19 protein-coding genes are annotated in these 23,642 nt (G+C 52.3%); 15 read left to right on the plus strand and 4 right to left on the minus strand.

Annotated elements, in window-relative coordinates:
* Positions 1-127: 127 nt before the first annotated feature.
* Positions 128-526: a YceK/YidQ family lipoprotein gene (locus tag EH207_RS00100; RefSeq protein WP_246048914.1), complete on the minus strand. Its 399-nt coding sequence runs from the start codon at positions 524-526 to the stop codon at positions 128-130.
* 260 nt (positions 527-786) lie between these two features.
* Here EH207_RS00100 and ibpA point away from each other — a divergent pair, with 260 nt between their 5' ends.
* The 5 genes from ibpA to dcuR all read left to right on the plus strand — a co-directional run bounded on the left by ibpA (position 787) and on the right by dcuR (position 6,777).
* Positions 787-1,200: a small heat shock chaperone IbpA gene (gene ibpA, locus EH207_RS00105; protein WP_137712200.1), complete on the plus strand. Its 414-nt coding sequence runs from the start codon at positions 787-789 to the stop codon at positions 1,198-1,200.
* 141 nt (positions 1,201-1,341) lie between these two features.
* A complete protein-coding gene (gene ibpB / locus EH207_RS00110) occupies positions 1,342-1,833 on the plus strand; it encodes a small heat shock chaperone IbpB (protein ID WP_246048915.1) in 492 nt (163 codons plus the stop codon).
* Positions 1,834-2,881: 1,048 nt separating this feature from the next.
* The gene (locus EH207_RS00115; RefSeq protein WP_137712201.1) at positions 2,882-4,294 is read left to right on the plus strand and encodes a DASS family sodium-coupled anion symporter; all 1,413 of its coding nucleotides are present in this window, start codon (positions 2,882-2,884) and stop codon (positions 4,292-4,294) included.
* A gap of 154 nt (positions 4,295-4,448) precedes the next feature.
* Complete coding sequence (locus tag EH207_RS00120) at positions 4,449-6,062, plus strand: sensor histidine kinase (protein WP_137712202.1); 1,614 nt, start codon at positions 4,449-4,451, stop codon at positions 6,060-6,062.
* The gene (gene dcuR / locus EH207_RS00125) at positions 6,055-6,777 is read left to right on the plus strand and encodes a two-component system response regulator DcuR (protein ID WP_137712203.1); all 723 of its coding nucleotides are present in this window, start codon (positions 6,055-6,057) and stop codon (positions 6,775-6,777) included. Before EH207_RS00120 ends, dcuR begins: the two co-directional genes overlap by 8 nt.
* A gap of 60 nt (positions 6,778-6,837) precedes the next feature.
* On the opposite strand, the gene EH207_RS00130 is transcribed toward dcuR, so the two are convergent.
* Positions 6,838-8,187: a 2-hydroxycarboxylate transporter family protein gene (locus EH207_RS00130; RefSeq protein ID WP_137712204.1), complete on the minus strand. Its 1,350-nt coding sequence runs from the start codon at positions 8,185-8,187 to the stop codon at positions 6,838-6,840.
* 1,181 nt (positions 8,188-9,368) lie between these two features.
* Here EH207_RS00130 and dppA point away from each other — a divergent pair.
* The 5 genes from dppA (at position 9,369) to dppF (ending at position 15,157) form a co-directional block, all read left to right on the plus strand.
* A complete protein-coding gene (dppA, locus tag EH207_RS00135; RefSeq protein ID WP_137712205.1) occupies positions 9,369-10,976 on the plus strand; it encodes a dipeptide ABC transporter periplasmic-binding protein DppA in 1,608 nt (535 codons plus the stop codon).
* A gap of 235 nt (positions 10,977-11,211) precedes the next feature.
* Entirely contained in the window at positions 11,212-12,231 is a 1,020-nt protein-coding gene (gene dppB / locus EH207_RS00140; RefSeq protein WP_137712206.1) for a dipeptide ABC transporter permease DppB, read from the plus strand.
* Between the two features lie 13 nt (positions 12,232-12,244).
* A complete protein-coding gene (dppC, locus tag EH207_RS00145; RefSeq protein WP_137712207.1) occupies positions 12,245-13,147 on the plus strand; it encodes a dipeptide ABC transporter permease DppC in 903 nt (300 codons plus the stop codon).
* Between the two features lie 13 nt (positions 13,148-13,160).
* On the plus strand, positions 13,161-14,141 hold the full coding sequence (gene dppD, locus EH207_RS00150; protein ID WP_137712208.1) for a dipeptide ABC transporter ATP-binding protein: 981 nt from the start codon (positions 13,161-13,163) through the stop codon (positions 14,139-14,141).
* A complete protein-coding gene (dppF, locus tag EH207_RS00155) occupies positions 14,138-15,157 on the plus strand; it encodes a dipeptide ABC transporter ATP-binding subunit DppF (protein WP_137712209.1) in 1,020 nt (339 codons plus the stop codon). The genes dppD and dppF overlap by 4 nt, the downstream gene beginning before the upstream one ends.
* Before the next feature lie 173 nt (positions 15,158-15,330).
* Here dppF and pdxR read toward each other — a convergent pair whose 3' ends face one another.
* Both pdxR and EH207_RS00165 read right to left on the minus strand, forming a co-directional pair.
* A complete protein-coding gene (gene pdxR, locus EH207_RS00160) occupies positions 15,331-16,827 on the minus strand; it encodes a MocR-like pyridoxine biosynthesis transcription factor PdxR (RefSeq protein ID WP_137712210.1) in 1,497 nt (498 codons plus the stop codon).
* Positions 16,828-17,018: 191 nt separating this feature from the next.
* Positions 17,019-17,777 carry an SDR family NAD(P)-dependent oxidoreductase gene (locus tag EH207_RS00165; protein ID WP_137712211.1) on the minus strand — a complete coding sequence of 253 codons (759 nt, stop codon included), beginning with the start codon at positions 17,775-17,777 and terminating at the stop codon, positions 17,019-17,021.
* 261 nt (positions 17,778-18,038) lie between these two features.
* Between EH207_RS00165 and EH207_RS00170 the strand changes: the two genes are divergently transcribed.
* The 5 genes from EH207_RS00170 to EH207_RS00190 all read left to right on the plus strand — a co-directional run bounded on the left by EH207_RS00170 (position 18,039) and on the right by EH207_RS00190 (position 23,623).
* Entirely contained in the window at positions 18,039-19,370 is a 1,332-nt protein-coding gene (locus EH207_RS00170) for an aspartate aminotransferase family protein (RefSeq protein WP_137712212.1), read from the plus strand.
* 384 nt (positions 19,371-19,754) lie between these two features.
* Complete coding sequence (locus EH207_RS00175) at positions 19,755-20,594, plus strand: ABC transporter ATP-binding protein (protein ID WP_137712213.1); 840 nt, start codon at positions 19,755-19,757, stop codon at positions 20,592-20,594.
* Positions 20,584-21,462, plus strand: a complete 879-nt coding sequence (locus EH207_RS00180; RefSeq protein WP_137712214.1) for an ABC transporter permease — start codon at positions 20,584-20,586, stop codon at positions 21,460-21,462. Before EH207_RS00175 ends, EH207_RS00180 begins: the two co-directional genes overlap by 11 nt.
* A gap of 2 nt (positions 21,463-21,464) precedes the next feature.
* A complete protein-coding gene (locus EH207_RS00185) occupies positions 21,465-22,565 on the plus strand; it encodes an ABC transporter permease (RefSeq protein ID WP_137712215.1) in 1,101 nt (366 codons plus the stop codon).
* Positions 22,566-22,609: 44 nt separating this feature from the next.
* Complete coding sequence (locus tag EH207_RS00190; RefSeq protein WP_175413607.1) at positions 22,610-23,623, plus strand: ABC transporter substrate-binding protein; 1,014 nt, start codon at positions 22,610-22,612, stop codon at positions 23,621-23,623.
* Positions 23,624-23,642: the final 19 nt, after the last annotated feature.

A 23,642-nucleotide genomic window follows, 5' to 3' on the forward strand; every position in this document is an offset into this window, starting at 1 on the left:
ACTGATAAGAGAGGGGGTTGATATGTTTAGCCGTAAAACTGAGGTGATCCACCGGGCTGAGACAGGCGCTCACGCTGATACTGATATTCAATCCTCCTGGGCAGGAGCTGCACTCGTTACGCCTGGCTTAAAGATGGTTTTGGTTCGGTGTAGGGACTACGGCCTGTGAGTTGGCGGTCTGATTATTCTGCTCACTGTGTAAAACGCGCTCACGAATGGATGTGTTACCACTGCGCGATCGATAGTAATCATAGGGTAGCAACAGCGTATCGGCGACTGCGGAAAACGGCAGGTCAATTGCCACCAGCGGCATCATCGCCCAACTGGTATCCTCATCACGCAGTACATCCATACTGGCGCGCGTACCGGGGTAGTATCCCTGCTCGGCCCCCGTATGCGTCATGACGCTGGAACAACCACTGAGCGACACCGCGCCGCTGCCAGTGATGATGAAAGAGAAGAAAGCACTTTTTAGCATGGTTGTTTTTATCATTTTCATCGCATCGTCCATATTTAGTCTTTTCATCGTCTCGTCCATGTGGAATAACGCCACCGCACCTTTTCCATCAAATAGTGAGTGTATGTGATAACGCTCACGTTATGGGGGAATTTTGCATAAAACGCATGAATTTTTCTTTTCAGGCAATTGAAAGTCTGAGAGGGAGCACCATATTGATGGTAAGCCCGGCAGTAAAGGTATGCCATAAGGGTATCTGTCCAGGCTGTGAACCTGTCCAACGGGAAGGTTAATTATTAATCCTCGCTGAATGTTTAGGAGGCTGTTTTATGCGTAACCCTGATTTTTCTCCGCTTTATCGTTCCGCTATTGGTTTTGATCGCCTGTTCAATTTGTTGGAAAGCGGCCAGACTCAAAGTAATGGCGGTTATCCCCCGTACAACGTCGAGTTGGTTGATGAGAACCAATACCGAATCGCCATTGCCGTCGCCGGTTTTGCCGAACAGGAACTGGATATTACCGCGCAAGACAATTTGCTGATTGTGAAAGGTGCGCATGCCGGAGAGCAAACGGCCCGCAACTACCTGTATCAAGGCATTGCCGAGCGTAATTTTGAACGCAAGTTCCAGTTGGCTGAGCATATTCAGGTGAAAAGCGCCAATCTGCAAAACGGCCTGCTGTATATCGATCTGGAACGTATCGTGCCGGAAGCGATGAAGCCGCGTCGGATTGAAATTGAATAACCGGCGTTGACCTGCGGTCAGTGGTGACCGCATGGCAAAACCAAGTGAATAAACCTGTCTCGTCCGCCGAATGGGGACGACCCAGCCGCGCTTTAGCGTGACTGGGAGAAATTGTCTCGCTTCATAGAAGGAGGATATCTTATGCGTAACTATGATTTATCACCTCTGCTGCGTCAGTGGATCGGTTTTGACAAATTAGCCAGTGCGATGGGCGGTCAGGAACCCATTGAGTTCCCTCCGTACAACATTGAGAAAAAAGACGATAACCATTATCGCATCACGCTGGCTTTGGCGGGATTCCAGCAAAGCGAACTGGACATTGAGGTGGAAGGTCAGCGCCTGACGGTGAAAGGCAACCCGACACTGGCTAAGAAGAAGGTGGAATACCTGCACCAGGGGCTGGTATTTAAGCCATTCTCCCTGAGTTTTACCCTGGCGGAGCATTTGCATGTCTCCGAGGCCCATTTTGAACATGGCCTGCTGCATATTGATCTGGTGCGCGAAGTGCCGGAGGCGCTGCAACCGCAGCGAATTGCGATTGGCGGGAGTCGGCCGGTATTAACCCAGTCAGTCGCCCAGAGCGACACGAATGGGTTAGTCGATACCCGCAGCGCGGGAGTGGCCGCAAAATAGCGGTCTTTCGCGCTCATAATTCCTGTTTTTTTCGCTGTGCCCGCGACTTAGCCAAGACGCGGGCATTTTTTATGGCAGGTATCTCTGCCCGTCACCGTTTGCTCTCGTCTGAAACGTGGCGAAGAATGGAGGGGGCTGCTCCGATGACGGTGATGCAACCGGGCGGGCGATGCCGTTCAACACAATAATCTCGTTCACTCGGGGGGTGAAAAAATCGCTTAAAAACTGTACTGATATGTTATCGGCAGGATAAAAAAATAAAGATAATAAGAAGAGAGGCGTTATCTTCGGTAATTAATTTTTTTCAGGGGAACGTTGCTCTCAAAATAAATACAAAAGGATAAATGGTTGGTCATTAAAAGGAATATTAAAACCATGCTGAAAATAATATTTCAATATGGGTTTTATAAGCGGAAGGTAAGTTAATTATATGTTCCGTTATTGTTGCTTAATGTTGAATTTAAAGGTTTTTTCTTTTATGGTGGCCCTAAGAAGTTATTTTTAAATAAACTAATAATCACTTTTAGTAACTAAAGTAATGCTATTTGCCAATCGCTTTATAATATCATCTTTTCATCAGTTATTTGGTTTGATGGGACGAGAAAAAACACGTCGACCTATTATTTCTCTCGTCTCTTTTTCTCACGGATGTTTCCTGTTGTGCTGGTAAATATCGTATTAACCGGCAGAGTGATGAAAGAAGAATAAAAAGAAACGCCAACTTTCCCGCACAGAACATCCGTTGTGAATTATACTCGACATCTTTCAAGTTGCAGGTGCGTTGGTTGCCGAATCACTCAACCCACCGTGGGTTTCACCTCGCTGTGGCCGCTGCCGGCAGCGTTCAAATCCGCTCCGGGCAGATTTGTCACCCCTCTCTTACCTGAGTAAGCGCTGGGGATTCAGTCGGTTGCCGCGTGACGAGGCCCATCGATGAGCCTCGCCGGTTAAGAATCAATGCGTTGTTCAAAGCGACAATGTTTTGTCCTGCACACCTTGAAATCTATTGGGTATAGCGAATTCTGTTTTAATGAAGAGTGGTGTTCTTATGTCTGCAAATAGTAGCAGGTTGTTAAAGCTTCTGATTATACTTTGTATCGCTGGTGGATTATGGTTACTCCCGGTTCCTGATGGTGTTAAACCCGACGCCTGGCATTTAATGGCGATTTTTATTGCCACGGTGGTCGGCCTGATTCTCTCCCCTTATCCCCTGGGTGCAATGGCGACGTTCAGCATGACCTCCGTCGCCATACTGGGCTTGTTATCCATTAAAGATGTTCTCGCCGGCTTCAGCGATCCGACCATCTGGATGATTGCCTGTGCATTCTTTATTTCCCGCGGGTTTATTAAAACCGGTTTTGGCCGCCGCATCGGTTTGCTGTTTATCAGCAAGTTGGGCAATAGCTCATTGGGTCTGGCGTATGGTCTGGTGTTTACCGATTTACTGTTCGCGCCCGCCATGCCGTCCACTTCCGCACGCTGCGGTGGGATTATCACGCCGCTGTTCCGTTCCATTTCCGAAGCCTATGACTCAACGCCGGAAAAAGGCACGCAACGTCGTATCGGCGCTTTTCTGGTGCAGTCCATATTCCAGTGTAATGCCGTCACATCAGCGATGTTCATGACCTCCATGGCGGGTAACCCGATGGTCGCTAAACTGGCTTCCCAGTTTGGTATCGAGATCAGTTGGACTGACTGGGCGCTTGCTACGCTGCTGCCTGGTTTCCTGTCGCTGGCGCTGATTCCTTATCTGATCTACCGTTTCTATCCGCCAGAACTGAAACAAACCTCGGAAATGCGCGCGATTGCCGTCGAAAGATTGCGTGAAATGGGGCCGATGGGCCGTAATGAATGGGTGGTTCTGGGGGTCTTCCTTGGTCTGGTGACGTTTTGGGTGCTGGGCTCTACGTTGAAAATTGATGCGACTCTGACGGCGCTGGCAGGTTTGAGCGTACTGTTGCTTAGTCGTGCCCTGACTTGGGATGACGTGGTCGGTGAAAAAGAAGCGTGGCACACCGTTGTTTGGTTTGCCGTGCTGATGACGCTGGCAGGACAGCTCAACAAAATGGGTTTGATAGCCTGGATGGGCGGTCTGGCAGGTAACGCGGTAAGCGGCATGCATTGGCTGCCGATGCTTGGCCTGCTGCTGTTGGTTTACTACTACAGCCACTATTTGATGGCGAGTGCGATTGCTCACATCAGTGCGATGTATGCGATTTTCGTTTCGATCGCCCTGGCGGCAGGTGCGCCACCGATGCTGACTGTGTTGGTTTTCGGTATCTTCAGTAACCTGTTTATGTCCACGACTCACTATTCCAGCGGTCCGGCGCCGATTCTGTTCGGTTGTGGTTACATGCCGTTGAGCACCTGGTGGAAAATCGGTTTCCTAGTCAGCCTGGTCATTATTCCAATCTGGTTGGGCGTAGGCAGCATGTGGTGGAAACTGCTTGGTTTCTGGTAAGGCCAGATAACGCTCTTGTGTTCCGTTTTATTCAAGCTCCCTTCTGATACAGCGCGTCCAACCACCCTGTGGTTGGACGCGTTCATTCCGACACGCGAAAAGTGATGAAACAGTATAAGATAACGGTGTAATGATGGTTATTCTGGAGAGCGACATGAACAAGAAAAAAACACCGTTGAAGTTAGGGACGTCGGTGTTTCTGATGGTTTCTGTTGTGCTTGGCGCTGTACTGTTGGTGGTGTACTCCTTATTATTTTTTCGTATTAATCAGTTATCAGAAGATCATCTGCGGGAAAAGGCCTTTTCCATCGCCCGCACCCTTGCGGCCTCCCCTGCGGTTATTAATGAACTGAAGGGCCTCGGAAAGGCGGATGACGTTCAAAAGGCGGCAGAAATGATTCGTCAGCGCAATCAGCTGCTCTTTGTGACCATTACCGATATGGATACCATTCGCCATAGTCACCCAGAGCCGCAAAGAATTGGCGAATATTTTGCGGGCCGTGACATTTATCCCTCCCTGCTGGGGATGGAAAACACCTCGATTAACCGTGGCACGCTTGATCCAGCATTAAGGGTGTTTACGCCGGTTTTTGACAGCAATAATCAGCAGATTGGCGTGGTCGCACTGGGTATTGCATTGACCAGCGTGCAAAAAGTTATCAGTGAGAACCGCTGGATGATCCCCTGGGCGATTCTTGCCGGTGCGCTGGTTGGCTGGTTGGGAACCTTGATTCTGGTGAAGGTGCTCAAACGGATCATGCTGGGCTTTGAACCGTACGAGATATCCAGCCTGTTTGAACAGCGTAACGCGATGTTGAAGCACATCAAGGAAGGCGTGATCGCAGTGGATAATCAGGCACATATCACGGTAATTAATGATGAGGCCAGGCGATTATTCCGGCAGGATAATTCGCTGCTGCAAAAGTCGACGGATCTTGTCAGCGCTGAGTGGCTGGAACACTTACGCCTGAAGCAGGTTCTTGAGAGCGGCGTTCCCCAGCGTGACGAGGAAATCAATTTTAACGGTCACCTGCTGCTGACCAATACCGTACCGGTATTTGTGAAGGGGGATATTATCGGGGCTATCGCGACATTCCGTGATAAAACCGAAATCAGTCAGTTGCTGCAACGTTTGACCGGCATGTCCTACTATGCGGATGCCTTGCGGGCGCAATCCCATGAATTTATGAATAAATTACACGTGATATTGGGGATGCTGCATTTAAAATATTATTCTCAACTGGAAGATTATATTTTGAAAACCGCCAATAACTACCAGGCGGAAATTGGTTCCATTATTCGTAAAGTAAAATCACCCGTGATCGCCGGCTTCTTGTTGGGGAAAATTAATCGGGCCCGCGATCTTGGTATTACATTATCCATCAGCGAGGAAAGCCTGCTGCCGGAAACGGATGATGTTGATATAACCAATGAATTGATTACTGTGCTGGGTAACCTGATTGAAAACGCCATGGACGCGATAAACGGCCAGGAAAACTGCGAAATCAGCGTCAGTTTCCACCATCAAGATGGATGTTTGCATGTTACTGTCGGTGATGATGGGCCCGGTATTGCGCTGGAGGATCAGGAACGTATTTATGAACAGGGTTTTTCCACGAAAGGCAGTGGACGTGGTATTGGCCTGCATCTGACCAGACAGAGCCTGGAGAAGATCGGTGGCAACATCGATTTTGAGTCGGAACCTGAGGTGTACACCCAGTTTTTCGTTAATATTCCTTATCAAGCAAGGCTGTTTGACCATGATTAATGTACTGATTGTTGATGACGATGCCATGGTTGCAGAGCTAAACAAATCTTATCTGAATCAGGTTGCTGGATTTAGCTGCTATGCGACAGTGCCTACATTGCAGCAGGCAAGAAATTTACTGATGCAACCGAATTCCGAAATCGACCTGGTATTGCTGGATATCTATATGCAACAGGATAACGGTCTGGATTTGTTACCTATCATCCGTGAAGTGAGTGAAAAGACGGATGTAATTATTATTTCTTCTGCCAGTGACGTCTATACCATTAAAAAAGCGCTGCACTACGGTGTGGTGGATTATTTGATTAAGCCTTTCCAGTTCTCGCGTTTTGAGCAGGCATTAACGGCTTACCGTGAAGAAGCGAATTTACTGAAACACCGTGATTTCGTGGCGCAGTCTGATATTGATAACCTGATTCGTCGCACCAGCAGCAACTCGGCCGGCGAGCGTAAGAAATTGCCGAAGGGGTTGACCAGCCTAACCTTGCGCACCGTGTGTGAGTGGGTTGAAGGTAATCAGGGGGCCGAGTTTTCAACGGAAATGCTGGCCAATGCCATTGGCATTTCCCGCGTTTCTTGCCGTAAATACCTGATATACCTGTCTGAAACGGGGATTCTGGCTACCAATATTCTTTATGGCTCTACAGGGCGTCCGGTGTATCTCTACCGGCTGTTGCCAGAGAAGCAGGATGCGCTGCGGCAGTATTGCGAGTGATCCTATAACAAAAAGGCCACGGATTATCGTGGCCTTTTTGTTGGTTAATCGCATGCGTGATTATATGATCCATCCCAGTAACAACGTTGCGCCAATCACCGTTGACGCCCCACCGATACGAGTGGCGATCTGTGCGAACGGCATTAGAGACATGCGGTTAGACGCAGACAGAATCGCCACGTCGCCCGTACCACCCAGACCGCTATGGCAAGTGGTAACGATTGAGGCTTCTATCGGGTACATGTTCAGATAAGGCGCGATAAAGAAGCTGACCAGGGCCATGGACAGGACAACCGAACCACAGACGATCACGTAGCCGACCGAGAACACGGAAACCACGCTTTCTAACGGGATATACAGCATGCCCAATCCGATCATCAGCGGCCATACCAGCGAACTGGAGACAAACTTGTAAACGCTGTGCGCGCCGGTTTCCATGATGGCGGGGACCACGCGGCCATATTTGCAGAATACGGCAATCAAAATCATCAGCACCGGCCCTGGAATATGAACCACATGTTCAAGCAGCCCGCCGACGATAAAGAAGGCGCAGATCATCAGCAGCCCGCCGCCCATCAAATGGAAATCCACCGGTTTGGGCGCTTCGTTAACGGCAAACATCGCGTTGTCCTCATCGCTGCGCACCAGACGGCCTTCACCGTTCAGGTCTTTACGGCGCATGCCGAGACGAGACAGCATGCCGGCGCATAGAATCGCGAAGATGTTACCGACAACGGCAGCTGGGGCGAGCTGTGCGACATACACATCCGGGCTTTCGCCCAAAATGGCTGAGTAGGCTAATGACAGCGGCAGGATGCCTTCACCAATACCGCCGCCGATAATCGGCACGATGATGAAAAAGAAAGTGTGGTAAAAGCTATAGCCGCACAGTTTGCCGACCAGCAGGCCGGTCACCAATGCGGTAACCGTACCAACAACCAGCGGAACGAACATACGAACCATCCCTTGGATCAGGATTTTGCGGTTCATACCCAGAATACTGCCGACCACCAGACAGGCGATAACGAAGTAAAGGAAATTCGCCTCTTTCATCAGCAGGTGTACGGTCTTCATGGTGTTGTCATTGAAAAAATCAAAATACACCATGATTGACGGCACCATCAGGCAAAGAATGGCCGGACCGCCAATATCTTTAAAGACTGGAATATTGTGTCCGATATGCGCCAGTAAAAAACCCATTGTCATAATAACGGCGAAGCCGCCAATCATATTTCTAGGCAGGAAGCCCGCGTAAGCGGAGACGGTAACAATAGCGGCAATGGCGATAAAAAGGAGGATGGGAACAGAGCCTATTTTCATTTTAAAAATAGTTTCCATGAATGAGGTGGACTTCGATGAATCTATGGGAAGATTGCTATGACATAGAATATCTGTTTCGGTTTTTTTCATTTTGTTCACCCTGCTATGACAGTAGGTACAGGAAAACCTGTGCATTATTTTCAGAAAGTAAGAAATTCCATTTTTTTGTTCTTTATCAATGAATAACAAAAAACGAAAAATGGTAGGAGGTTATTTCATTTGCATATTTTTATTAATAGGTAATCTAGCATGGGTGAATGTTAAAAATAATATGCTATCTCATTATTTGTGAACTAATCGGCAAGTCCTTTTTAAATAACTTATATCATTTTTTTGTAATTAAATTAATTATCGCGTGAGGGTTTAAACCGTTTTTCGAGGTGATTTTGAAGAGGCGGGAGAATATAAAAATAAACTATCACGCTAAATAGCGTAAGTAAATAAGGGAGATTTGCTATTAATAAAAATATTTCCATAACTAAAATTTTAATTTCTTTAGTTCAGGTTAAATGAATAAATACGGCATTTTTGCGCCTATTCATGGAAATCTACCCATGTCTCTTCAGATCGCGCACATCACATATCACAATCCTGCCTCCTTTATATGCCACAGCCAGTGAAAATGGTGTATTTCGTTTCGCCTGCCTGCGCACCCAATGGGGCTGCCGAAGTGAGAAGCGACATAAGATGGATTGTGTATAACTTGTCGGGAACTGTTATAAAGTTTTTTTATCAAGCGTAGATAGTTATATTTCTACTTATGAATGCAAAGAAAATATCACTTTTACTTATTATCTGGCGGGTTTTTCACGCATCGCTAACCCTTTTAACCAAAAGTCGCGCTCATATTATGGACAGATAAGCAGGTATAACTATAGTTTTTTTAATGGTGTTAATTTCCTTTTATGCGCGAATTGTTAGCGTTTTAATCTGTATTTGGTAATTAATGCGATATATCAACTTGGTTTTTATTCTAAAACCTGAATTTTATTTTTATATATGATAGGTATGGTGATTGTAAATCCCTACTACTTATATTGACGTCTCTATGATCTGTTGACAAATTGAGGGCGTTATCAAGGGGGGAAGCCACAGTTTGTATGGAGAATGTTACGTACGTGCAGGCGTCCGTAGACTTTGTGCACGTTGTTGTCAGCCTCCTCAATGATTTTAACGTTCATACCTTCGGGCAACAGGGTACGGACCGAAGCACTTAAAAATACAGGTCTGTCTAAATGAACACACACATCATCCACAGTGGAGCATAATTAATGGCAAATTCCCTGGCTAAATCAAGGGTACTGACACTCGGCTTTGGTCTGCTGGCAATGTCTGTCGCGGCAGGTTTGCAGGCGAAAACCCTCGTTTATTGTTCAGAAGGCTCTCCAGAAGGGTTTAATCCGCAATTGTTTACTTCTGGCACGACGTTTGATGCCAGTTCCATTCCTATCTATAACCGCCTGATTGAATTTAAAGACGGCACAACCGATCTTGAGCCCGGTCTGGCAGAGAAATGGGATGTTAGCGACGATGGAAAAACTTATACCTTCCATCTGCGTAAAGGGGTGAAGTGGCAGAATAATAAAGATTTCAAACCTTCCCGTGAATTCAACGCGGATGACGTGATTTTCTCCTTTATGCGTCAGCAGGATGCCAACCACCCCTACCATAAAGTTTCTGGCGGCAGCTATGAATACTACCAGGGGATGGGGATGCCGGAACTGATCAGCAAAATTGAAAAAGTGGATGACTATACCGTCCGTTTTGAGCTGACTCGCCCTGAAGCGCCGTTCCTGGCCGACCTAGCGATGGATTTTGCTTCCATAATGTCAGCCGAGTATGGCGATAAGATGCTGAAAGCCGGCACCCCGGAAAAAATTGACCTGAACCCGATTGGCACCGGGCCGTTCCAACTGCAACAGTATCAGAAAGACTCCCGTATTCTGTACAAAACCTTTGCAGGTTTCTGGGGGACTAAACCGGGTATCGATCGTCTGGTCTTCTCTATCACCCCGGATGCCTCCGTGCGTTACGCTAAGTTGCAAAAAGACGAATGTCAGATTATGCCGTATCCGAACCCGGCCGATCTGACGCGCATGAAAGAAGATAAAAACATTACGCTACTGCAAAAACCGGGTCTTAACGTTGGTTATCTGGCATACAATGTTGAGAAAAAACCGTTGGATAACGTGAAAGTTCGTCAGGCGTTGAGTTACGCGGTCAATAAATCCGCCATTATTGAAGCGGTTTATCAGGGCGCGGGTCAGGCGGCGAAGAACCTGATCCCGCCGACCATGTGGGGCTATAACGACGACGTTATAGACTATGCTTACGATCCGGAAAAAGCCAAAACGCTGCTGAAAGAAGCGGGAATGCCGAATGGCTTTTCCATCGATCTGTGGGCGATGCCGGTACAGCGTCCGTATAACCCGAATGCCCGCCGTATGGCTGAAATGATCCAGTCTGACTGGGCGAAAATCGGCGTCAAAGCCAAGATTGTGACCTACGAGTGGGGCGAATATCTCAAGCGCGCCAAAGACGGCGAACACCAGACCGTGTTGATGGGTTGGACCGGCGATAACGGCGATCCGGATAACTTTCTGGCCACGCTGTTCAGTTGTGATGCGGCCAAAGATGGCTCCAACTACTCCAAATGGTGCTACAAGCCGTTTGAAGACCTGATCCAGCCGGCTCGCTCGACATCCGAACATACAAAACGCGTCGAACTGTACCAACAGGCTCAGGTCGTGATGCACGATCAGGCGCCGGCGCTGATCGTCGCGCACTCCACGGTGTATGAGCCGATACGTAACAATGTGAAAGGCTACGTCATTCAGCCGCGTGGTGTTCACAGCTTTAATCACGTGACGTTGGATTAATTCCGCCGCTGATTTCAATGGACAATAAAAATCCCGGCCTCGCGGATTCTCTTTCGGAGAACGCGGGGACGGGGTTTTTTGCCCGTTAAATATGATGACGTGCTTCCTGTCCGCCACCCCGCGGGCCGTCGTACACGACGTTGAAAATCGCGCCTGGCGTTTTTTAGCGGTGAGCAATGAATAAGCCCGGTCGCCAATGAGTAATCGGGCATACTTATTACAGAGAGTTCGGGATATGTTGCAGTTCATACTCCGGCGTTTGGGGTTGGTTATCCCAACGTTTATTGGCATTACCTTACTGACTTTCGCATTTGTGCACATGATACCGGGCGACCCGGTGATGATCATGGCCGGGGAACGTGGCATTTCTGCCGAGCGCCATGCACAATTGTTGGCCGAAATGGGTTTGGATAAGCCGATGTGGCAGCAATACCTCCATTATATTGGCGGCGTGTTGCAAGGCGATTTGGGGGTTTCCCTCAAAAGCCGTATCCCCGTTTGGGAAGAGTTCGTTCCCCGTTTCAAAGCGACGCTGGAACTGGGAACTTGCGCGATGATTTTTGCCATCATCGTCGGGATCCCCATCGGGGTACTGGCGGCGGTTAAACGCGGCTCAATTTTCGATCACGCTTCCGTTGGGCTGGCGCTGGCCGGCTATTCCATGCCCATTTTCTGGTGGGGCATGATGTTGATCATGCTGGTTTCCGTTCAGCTCAACCTGACGCCCGTCTCGGGCCGTATCAGCGATATCGTTTTCCTTGATGAAAGCATGCCGCTTACCGGATTCATGCTCATCGATACCTTGTTCTGGGGCGAACCGGGGGATTTTATTGATGCCGTCGAGCACATGATCCTGCCGGCCGTGGTTTTGGGTACGATCCCGCTGGCCGTCATTGTGCGTATGACGCGCTCCGCGATGCTGGAAGTGCTGGGTGAAGACTACATTCGTACTGCCCGCGCCAAAGGGTTGAGCCGTTTGCGGGTGATTGTGGTACATGCGTTGCGTAATGCCATGTTGCCGGTGGTCACGGTGATTGGCTTGCAGGTCGGCACCATGCTGGCGGGCGCGATTTTGACGGAAACGATCTTTTCCTGGCCGGGGCTGGGCCGCTGGTTGATCGACGCTTTACAGCGCCGTGACTATCCGGTGGTGCAGGGGGGCGTTCTGCTGGTGGCAACCATGATCATTCTGGTTAACCTGCTGGTGGATGTGCTTTACGGGGTGGTAAACCCGCGCATCCGTCACAAGAAATAAGGGGAAGGCTGATATGACACAATTGACTGAACCTGTTGTAAATAGTGCGCCCAAGCCAATGACCCCGTTGCAGGAATTCTGGCACTATTTCAAACGTAATAAAGGGGCGGTAGTCGGCATGGCGTATGTGCTGCTGATGCTGATTATTGCCATTGGCGCCAATGTACTGGCGCCGCACGCGCCTGCCGAGCAGTTCCGTGATGCCTTGCTGCATCCACCCGTCTGGCAGGAGGGCGGAAGCTGGCGGTTTATTCTGGGTACGGATGACGTCGGCCGTGACGTGTTGTCCCGCCTGATGTACGGCGCGCGCCTGTCGTTGCTGGTGGGGTGTCTGGTGGTGGTGCTTTCGCTGCTGCTGGGCGTGATCTTCGGTCTGCTGGCCGGGTATTTCGGCGGAGTGGTGGATGCCATCATCATGCGTATCGTCGATATCATGCTGGCGTTGCCAAGCCTGTTGTTGGCGCTGGTGCTGGTTGCCGTATTCGGGCCTTCGATTGTGAACGCTTCACTGGCGCTGACCTTTGTGGCCTTGCCGCACTATGTTCGACTGACCCGCGCCGCGGTATTGGTGGAAGTCAACCGCGATTACGTCACCGCTTCACGCGTGGCGGGCGCAGGCGCGCTTCGTCAGATGTTCGTCAATATTTTTCCCAATTGTCTGGCGCCTTTAATTGTGCAGGCGTCTTTGGGTTTTTCTAACGCCATTCTTGATATGGCTGCTTTGGGTTTCCTCGGTATGGGCGCACAGCCGCCAACGCCAGAGTGGGGCACCATGTTGTCCGACGTTTTGCAGTTTGCGCAAAGCGCCTGGTGGGTGGTGACGTTCCCCGGTCTGGCGATTTTGCTGACGGTGTTGGCATTTAACCTGATGGGGGACGGCTTGCGTGACGCTCTCGACCCCAAACTCAAGCAGTAGCAGAGGTAGAGAGATGGCGTTACTCAATGTAGATAAATTGTCGGTTCACTTTGGTGACGAGGATCTGCCGTTTCGGGCGGTCGATCGCATCAGTTACCGGGTCGAACAAGGTCAGGTTGTCGGGATTGTCGGTGAATCCGGCTCCGGTAAATCGGTCAGCTCGCTGGCGATTATGGGGCTGATTGATTATCCCGGCCGCGTGATGGCGGACAAGCTGGAATTTAACCAGCGCGACTTGAAGAAAATTTCCGAAAAGCAACGGCGTCAACTGGTGGGCGCTGAAATCGCGATGATCTTCCAGGACCCGATGACCAGCCTGAACCCCTGCTACACCGTTGGTTTCCAGATTATGGAAGCCATCAAAGTGCATCAGGGGGGAAATCGTAAGACTCGTCGTCAGCGGGCGATCGACCTGCTGACGCAGGTGGGCATACCCGATCCGGCTTCACGTCTGGAGGTTTATCCGCATCAGCTTTCCGGCGGGATGAGCCAGCGGGTGATGATCGCCATGGCGATCGCCTGTCGGCCGAAGTTGCTGATCGCGGATGAACCGACGACGGCGCTGGACGTCACTATTCAGGCGCAGATCATTGAACTGCTCCTGGAATTGCAACAGCGTGAAAATATGGCGCTGATCCTGATTACGCACGACCTGGCGCTGGTGGCGGAAGCGGCGCAGCACATTATTGTGATGTACGCCGGCCAGGTGGTGGAGTCCGGCAAGGCGGCGGATCTTTTCCGCGCGCCGCGCCATCCGTACACGCAGGCGTTGTTGCGCGCCCTGCCGGAGTTCGCGGCGGACAAATCACGGCTGGCGTCGCTGCCGGGTGTGGTGCCGGGGAAATACGACCGTCCTAACGGCTGTCTGTTGAATCCGCGTTGTCCCTATGCCCATGACCGTTGCCGACAGGAAGAACCTGAGCTGCGGGATATTCCTGGCCGTCAGGTGAAATGTCATACACCGCTGGATGATGCGGGGAGGCCGAGCGTATGAGCCAATATAACGTAATACCGCAGCCGCATTTATTGCATGCGATTGATTTGAAAAAACATTATCCAGTGAAAACCGGGTTTTTCGCGCCGGAACGTTTGGTAAAAGCGCTGGATGGCGTGTCATTCACGCTGGAACGTGGCAAAACGCTGGCGGTGGTGGGGGAATCCGGCTGCGGCAAGTCCACGCTGGGCCGTTTGCTGACCATGATCGAAATCCCTTCAGGCGGAGAGCTCTACTATCAGGGTCAGGATCTGCTCAAGCCGGATCAAACGGCGGAAAAGTTGCGCCGTCAGAAGATCCAGATCGTGTTCCAGAATCCTTATGGATCGCTTAACCCGCGTAAAAAAGTCGGCCAGATCCTGGAAGAGCCGCTGTTGATCAATACCGGTCTGTCAAAAGCCGAGCGTCGTGAAAAGGCGTTGGCGATGATGGCGAAAGTCGGCTTGAAAACGGAGCATTACGACCGTTATCCGCATATGTTTTCCGGTGGTCAGCGCCAGCGTATCGCCATTGCCCGCGGGCTGATGTTGGACCCGGACGTGGTGATTGCCGATGAACCGGTTTCCGCGCTGGATGTGTCGGTACGCGCTCAGGTTTTAAATCTGATGATGGATTTACAGCAGGATATGGGGCTGTCCTATGTGTTTATCTCTCACGATTTGTCGGTAGTGGAGCATATCGCCGATGAAGTGATGGTGATGTATCTGGGACGTTGTGTGGAGCAGGGCAGCAAAGACGCGATCTTCAACAATCCGCGTCATCCGTATACGCAGGCGCTGCTGTCGGCGACCCCCCGGTTGAATCCTGATTTACGGCGCGAACGTATCAAGCTGACGGGTGAACTGCCCAGCCCGCTAAATCCACCGCCGGGCTGTGCGTTTAACGCCCGTTGCCAACGCTGCTTCAGTACCTGTACTCAGTTCCAGCCGCAGTTGAAGCGCTATGGCGAACAGAACGTCGCGTGCTTCGCGGTCGATCAGGATGAGCTGAGCGCTCAGCCCGTTCACACCATCTGATAGGTTGCGGCTAACCCACATCGCTCTGATTGGGATGTGGGTTTTTCTGAGCTAGCAATCGCTTTGATCTATCTCAATTTGTGATTTCCCGGCGTCGCTTCGACGCTTTTTTTGTACTCGCATTGCCCGTGCGTTAAACATTGCGAAGCGGCAAGTATGACTGGAATGAGACGCTATCGGCGATGGGCTGACTGGCTAAGATGAAAAGCCTCTGCCAGACGAATAATTCCGGGTTCGATCTGTTCAGCTTTGATGGCATGGAATCCCAGCCGGAAAAAGTTTTCCGGCGGATGCCTGTCGAGAAAGCGATCCTGACCCGGCTCGATGAGCACGCCGGCATGCGCCGCGCGCCATGCGAGCTGCTGAGTGTTGACGGCGGCGGGCGTTTGTAGCCAGAACGCGTTGGCGGGACCGCTGCCGGGAAGACGGGTACATTCGGGAAGATAGGTATTCAATGCGTCGTTGAGAATATTCCAGCGTCTGGCGGAATCTTCGCGATAGCGGTGCAGGTAAGTTTCGTAATAGCCCTGTGCCAGAAAGTGGGCCATCTGGTACTGAATATGGGCGGGCGGATGACGATAAACCAGCCGGCGCAGCGCCCGCAGCTCATCAATCAGTTCGGATGGGGCGACCAGATAGCCCAGACGCATACCGGGCGACAGCGATTTTGACAGGCTGCTGACGTAGATGACCCGGTTATGCATATCGCTGGCTTTCAGCGCGGCTCTGGGGTGGGGATCAAAGCTGCTATCAGAATCGTAATCATCCTCAATGATGATTTGGTCGTGTTGGCAGGCGTGTTCAAGCAATTCGGTACGGCGGGCGTTGCTCATGCTGATACCGGTTGGCGCCTGATGGCTGGGGGTGACATAGAAATAGTCACAGCTGCGCGAAGCCGCCGTCAGTTGAATCCCTTCGCGGTCCAGCGAGTGAGGAATGATAGCGGCGTCCTGCAATGAGAAGGTATTAATGGCTTCGCGGAAGACCGGGTTTTCAACGCCGATGCGGGAATGTTTGTTAAACAGCAAGCGGGCGAGCAGATAGAGCGCGTTCTGTGAACCCAGCGTAATGAGGATTTCGTCACCGCGGGCGATGATGCCGCGTTTGGGGAGAATGCGCTTACGCACCTGTTCAACCAGTAGCGTGACATCCTGATCGATATTGTCGTACAGCCAGCCGTGATCATGGTGGGTTCCCGTAACCTTGCGCGTTGTTTCACGCCATTGTTCCAGCGGGAACAACTGTGTATTGGGCTGACCGTAAATGAACGGATACGGGTAATCCATCCACTGTGCGGGTTTCATGGTGGTGGGGTAGTTACTGGGGCAAACGTTGAATCGCTTGCCCCATTCCGGTGCCTGCGGCGCCATTTCCGATAGCTGCCTGTCGTTGGGCATTTCGGGCAAGGTTTCGGCGTGATGATAGTCCGGGTGCAGGTAATATCCGCTGCGCGGGCGGCTGACCAGATAGCCGTCATTGAGCAGCCCTTCGTAAACCAGCGCCACGGTGTTGCGCGAAATATTCAGTTGGCACGATAATTTACGACATGAAGGCAATGGCTCGTCGACAGGGAAAATACCGGCGAGAATAGAGGTAACCAGCGTTTCCCGTAACTGTTCCTGCAAGCTTCTGGTGGAAACAAAATCAATATGCAGACAATGGTCAATCATTTCCCGCTCCCCCTTGAACTTAACAACCCCGATGGGAAAACAAGCAAATAGCATACCTGAACGCGTGTCGGCGTGGGAGGCGAAACCCGATACCCGCCTGCGCGGGTATGGTGGGAGAGTAACCGGAGATAAGGGGCGAGACGACGCGGTCAGTCCATCCGATGGGGAAAGGCATTCAGCGTGACGTGATGCTAGTCACGATCGATGGCGAAGGGTGACCATGCCTGACGTACCGGCATAATCTCTATCCGATTGATATTCATATGGTCTGGCAGCGTCGCCACGATATAGATTTGCCCGGCTATATCCTCGGCCGTGAGCGGCGTGGTGCCACGATACAGCTTATCGGACGCGGTCTGATCGCCTTTGGTTCTCACCAACGTAAATTCGGTTTCGGCAATACCGGGCGCCAGATCAGTGACTCTCACGCCGGTTCCTTGCAGGTCACAGCGCAGATTGTAGCTGAACTGTTTGACGAACGCTTTTGAGGCGCCGTAAACATGGCTTCCCGGATACGGCCATTGGCCTGCGATCGAGCCGATATTGATGATACTGGCGCCTTTTCCGGTCGCAATCAGCGTCGGCAATAAGGCATGAGTCACATTTACCAACCCGGTAATATTGGTGTCGATCATGGTGTGCCAGTCCGCTAATTCAACGTCTTGCGCCGCCTGGGGGGATAGCGCTAAACCGGCGTTATTCACCAGCGTTTTAACCGCTTTGAATGCATCGGGCAGGGTCGCCACCATGTTCTGGACCGCCTGCGCGTCGCGCACATCCAATACCGAGTAGTAAACGGGCACTTGCGCGGTCAGCTCATCCGCCAGCGCTTTCAGGCGTTCTTCACGCCGGCCGGAGAGGATGAGCGACCAGCCGTTTGCCGCAAAGTGCTGCGCCGCCGCACGGCCAAATCCAGAGGTTGCTCCGGTGATAAAAACAATATTGCGCATGAAAATGTCCTCTTCTGAGAGTGGTGTACGGTTTTCAACTTTACGAAGGGGTATGCGACTCTGACAGGGCCAGTTGTTCGGAATGTATGGGACAAATCGGCCTGTAGCATCAACTGGCTCATGGTTATCCTCGATCTGGCTCTATCCCCGTTGCCTTTTTTATCCCTAGTCTGATTTTCACCACTTGATGACGGTATGTAAAGCATCGCGCCGCAGTTGCAGGCCGTCGCTGCTCCACCGTGTAACGATGAGGATGGAAAGATGACGTTGAAGAATGAGGCTGCATTGTCTAATGATTATGTCCGTCAGTTGGACAGACAGTATGTTTTTCACTCCTGGTCGACGCAGGGCGCGTTGAATCCGATGGTGATTGCGGGCGGGGAGGGGTGTCGGCTCTGGGATTATGACGGGCAATCCTGGCTGGATTTCAGCAGCCAGTTGGTCAACACCAATATTGGTTTTCGTCATCCGAGAGTGGTTGCGGCCATTCAGGTTCAGGCGGATTTACTGGCGACCATTGCCCCGTCGACCGCGAATCTGGCCCGCGGCGAGGCGGCCAAACGCATCGTTGCCCGCGCGCCCGATAAGTTCAACAAAGTGTTTTTCACCAATGCGGGCGCGGATGCCAATGAAAATGCGATCCGTATGGCGCGTTTGTTTACCGGCAGAGAGAAAATTCTGTCTGGTTACCGCTCTTATCATGGTAATACCGGCAGTGCAATTGGCGCCACAGGTGACTGGCGGCGTCTACCCAATGAATATTCCCGCGGTCATCTTCATTTCTTTACGCCATATCTGTATCGCAGTGAGTTTCTGGCGACCACCGAAGCCGAAGAGTGCCGGGCGGCATTGCACCATTTGCGGCGGATAATCGAGTGCGAGGGGCCAAATACGATTGCCGCGATTTTACTGGAAACCATTCCGGGTACGGCCGGTATTCTGGTTCCGCCGGCGGGCTATCTGGCGGGCGTACAGGCGCTGGCCGACGAGTTTGGCATTATGCTGATTATGGATGAGGTCATGGCCGGTTTCGGCCGCACCGGTTCCTGGTTTGCCTTTGAACATTATGGCGTCGAACCGGATCTCATCACGTTTGCCAAAGGGGTAAACTCCGGCTATGTGCCGGCGGGAGGCGTCCTGATTTCTGAACCGATCGCCCATTTCTTCGATACGCAGCTGTTTCCCGGCGGTTTGACCTACTCCGGGCATCCTCTGGCAATGGCCGCCATCGTTGCGACGCTGGATGCGATGGAAGAAGAAAAAATCGTCGAAAATGCCGCGCAGATTGGGAATGGCGTATTGGCGGCCGGTTTACAGAAACTGGGCGAGAAATACCCAATCGTCGGCGATATTCGGGGTATCGGCGTGTTCCATGCGCTGGAACTGGTTTCCGACCCTGTAAATAAAACGCCGTTGCCGGCGTCGGTGATGGGGGAATTAAAAACCCGGTTGCTCGCTAAAGGATTACTCGGTTTCATCGCGGAAAACCGCCTGCATGTGGTTCCTCCCTGTATCGTGACTGCGGATGAGGTGCAGCAGGGGCTGGGTATCATTGATGAGGTTCTGGGGGAAATCAACAGCAGAGTTGCCTGACCTTATAGACCCTCTCTGCCTGTTTTGCGTTTGAGATTGAGGCGCAGCGCCGATTGGACGCGCCTTATTCTTTGGGTGCGCTATAGCGATACAATGGCAATGACGTGATTCTCGCGCACGACATCTCACCGAACCTTCATCGGCAGCATCCTGAACAAATCGCGCTCGGTAAATCAAATAGACATCTTTGGTAGATATTCTGCTCCAAATGAAGGCACTTGCGCCGCAATTTGCACCAAATATGCTGATGTGGATTTAAGCGCCAGGACGAAAGCCCACGTATTCCATAAGGTCGGGTAAAAAATAAACGTTGGCATGGAAATGGCATCAATCAATTCAGGAACTTAACCAGATAGTCAGAAATCGCCAGGAGGGGACACCGGTATGAGCCAACCAATGTATGCAGACGAGCCTTCTCGCATCACGACGGCAGTAGCCCCGGCCACCGCCAGACCAGCAATCGTTGTGCGTGACGCCAATGTTATCTATCCCGCCGCTGATCGGCCGGTTCACGCGCTGAAAGATGTGAATCTGACCATTCGACAGGGGGAATTTGTCTCTTTTATCGGTCCTTCCGGTTGCGGTAAAACAACATTGTTGCGGGTGATTGCCGATCTGGAGGCGATTACGTCAGGCGAAGTCTGGGTCAATGAGATGACGCCATCGGAAGCTCGTCTGGCGCGCGCCTATGGGTATGTGTTTCAGGCGCCCGTCTTGTTGCCGTGGCGTACCGTGCTGGCTAACGTCATGCTGCCGTTACAGATTCAGGGAAAATTGCCTGACCAGATTGAAGAGATTGCCCGTGAGCAGCTATCGCGCGTGGGCCTGAGCGGTTTTGAGAAAAAGTATCCGTGGCAGTTGTCGGGCGGTATGCAGCAGCGGGCATCCATCGCCAGGGCGCTGGGTTTTGAGCCCAAAATCCTGATGATGGACGAACCGTTTGGCGCACTGGACGAACTGACCCGCGACAACCTGAACCAGCAGTTGCAGCAGCTTTGGTACAACGAACAGCGCACGATGGTGTTTGTGACGCACTCCATTTCCGAAGCGGTTTATCTGTCCACCCGTATCGTCATTATGTCGCCGCGTCCCGGCCGCATCGTCAAAGTCATTGATTCGCCGTTACCGCACCAGCGGGATCTATCTCTGCGTGACTCACCGGCGTTTATTCATCTGGCGCAGGAGGTACGGGAGGCGCTGATCGAGGGACACCATGAACATTGACACCTTAGGCCATCGGGCCTTACCGGTTGGTGTGGTGCTCGCCATCGCGGTGGCGTTCTGGTATCTGCTGGCCGTCGGGTTGAATGCCCAGGGCGCGATTGAACGCACGCTGGCCCCTGCGGGCGGCTGGGGCTGGCGCGATCTGCTCGATACCACGCTGAACATGGCGCGTCCGGTTCTGCCAGCGCCGCACCAGATTTTGGCGGATATCTGGGCCAGCCTGACCAAATGGCCGGTCACCTCCCCGCGCAATTTACTGTTGCACACCTGGGTCACCGCCAGCGCCGCGCTGACGGGGTTTGCGATGGGCGTGGTGTTCGGCCTGCTGTTGGCGATATGTATTGTGCATTCGCGTACGCTGGATAAAGCCCTGCTGCCGTGGATTGTGGCGTCACAAACGGTGCCGGTGCTGGCTATCGCGCCGATTGTGCTGGTGATTTTGGGCAGTCTTGGCGTTACCGGCCTGCTGCCGAAGGCCACCATCGCCATGTATCTCTGTTTCTTTCCGGTGACGATTGCCACCGTGCAGGGATTGCGCTCGCCGCAGAGGATGGAAATGGAGCTGGTGCATACCTACGCCGCCAGTCGTATTGACACCTTCTGGATGGTGAGACTGCCGTCCGCTCTGCCTTATTTATTCCCGGCATTTCGGGTGGCGATAGCCAGCGGACTGGTGGGCACGATGGTGGCGGAACTGCCGACCGGGGCGCAGGCGGGATTAGGCGCGCGCCTGCTTACCGGTTCTTACTATGGCAACACCATTCAGATCTGGTCCGCCCTGGTGATGGCGTCGTTGCTGGGACTGCTGTTGACCGCGCTGGTCAGTGTGACGGAGTACGGCGTGATGAAACACCGTAAAGGGGGTTGATAATGGGTAAATCCGTTCCCGGCGGTATCGGCCTTATGATGGCGCTGATTGCCACGTTGTTGGGGCTGGGGCAGTGGCTTCCCGGTACGTTGGCGGGGGACGCCACGCCCATGTTGGCGATTTTACTGTTGCTGCCGCTTGTGACGGTGCTGGCCATGCTGCCGTTATCATCACCGTGGTATCTGGCTTTGCTTATGGTACTGATGGTGACGGCGGCCGGCCTGTTGCTCCTTCCCGACGTCATGGCGCAGGCCGATGCCTCATACTGGCTGGCTATTTTTGCGCTGGGGTTATTGGCTTGCCACAGCGTACAGCGTCTGGCAGCGGTCAAGCGCCCTCAACTGCCTGCCGGCATGGTGGCGGCGCTGTTTGGCGTCTGGGTGATCTATTTCTGGCAGTTGCTGGTCACGGCGTTTGCCGTACCACAAGTGCTGCTGCCCGCGCCGCTTGATATCGTTCAGGCGCTGTATGAAAACGCCGGGCCGCTGAGCGGGGATTTTGTGCAGACGGTACTGAAATCGGTGCTGGTGGGGTATCTGCTGGGCAGCGGTGCGGGCATCGCCGTAGGGATACTGATCGATCGTCTGCCCTTTCTGCAACGCGGGTTGCTGCCGTTGGCCAACCTGACGAGCACTATCCCGCTGGTGGGCGTCGCGCCTATCGCGGTGATGTGGTTCGGTTTTGACTGGCCTTCGAAGGCGGCGGTAATTGTGCTGGTGACGTTTTTCCCCGCGCTGGTCAGTACGCTGGCCGGATTGCAGGCCAGCGGCAAGCTGGAGCGCGAACTGATGTATTGCTATGCCGCCACGCCGCGCAAGACGCTCTGGGTGTTACGTTTTCCGGCCGCATTACCCTTCATTTTTAATGCGTTGAAAGTGAATGCGACACTGGCGCTCATCAGTGCGATTGTCGCCGAGTTTTTTGGTTCTCCTACGTCCGGGTTGGGCTTTCGTATTTCGACAGAGGCGGCGCGCATGCATATGTCCACCGTATGGGCGGCGATTGTGGTGGCCTCCGTCGTTGGGTCGGTGTTTTACGCCCTGCTGGTGCAGTTGGAGAAGAAAATTAATTTCTGGCACCCTTCGGTTCGCGGGGAGTCATAGGCCATTGGTCGTTGTGTGTTCCACTTTACCCCGAGGATATTCAGATGAGAGATCGTTTCGCTTTTCGCAAATGCCTTATCGTGGCCGCCACAACGCTGGCGTTTTTCCTGACGACCGGCGTCTGGGCCGCCGAGAAAGTCACCTTGCAGCTTAAATGGCTGCCGCAGGCGCAGTTTGCCGGCTATTACGTCGCGCAGGCCAAAGGCTACTACAAAGATGCCGGTTTGGACGTGACCATCAAGCCTGGCGGCACGGACATTTCGCCGGTGCAGGTGATAGCCGGAAAATCGGCGGATGTGATTGTGAACTGGATGCCGGATGCGCTGGCGGCGCGGGAATCGGGGGTGCCGTTGGTGAATATCGCCCAGATATTTGACCGTTCCGGCATGATGTTGACCTGCCGCAAATCAACCGGCATTAAAACACCGGCGGATTTTAAAGGGAAAACGCTGGGCGTCTGGTTCGGGGGCAACGAATATCCGTTTTTCAACTGGATGCACAAACTGGGCTACAAGCCGGATGTGGATATTAAAGTGTTGAAACAAGGCTTTAACGTTGATCCGCTGTTGCAGAATCAGGCCGCCTGCATTTCAACCATGAACTACAACGAATACTGGCAGTTGATCGATGCAGGCATGAAGCAGGACGAACTGATCTCCTTCCCCTATGAAGATCAGGGTGTGTCGACGCTGGAAGATGGGTTATATGTGCTGGAATCAAGCCTGAACGATCCGGCCTTTGTCGCGAGAATGGCGAAGTTTCTGAAAGCGACCTATAAAGGCTGGGACGACGCGGTGAAAAACCCGGCGGAAGCGGCCGACATCATCGTGAATGAAGATATGTCCGGTTCCGCTACGGTAGAGGTGCAACAGCGGCAAATGGAGAATGTCGCCAAGCTGATTACCAATGCCAACACGCCGAAAATGGGCTATCTCGATCCTGCGGCTTACCGCCGTACGGTGGATGTGCTGTTGAACGGCGGCGATGCCTCGGTGATCAAAAAAGATCCTGGTGACAGCGCCATGACCCACGTTGTCTGGGAGGCGGCGTCGAAATAATCAAATAATCACGTTTTCC

This window comes from Brenneria rubrifaciens (assembly GCF_005484945.1).
Classification (GTDB): domain Bacteria; phylum Pseudomonadota; class Gammaproteobacteria; order Enterobacterales; family Enterobacteriaceae; genus Brenneria; species Brenneria rubrifaciens.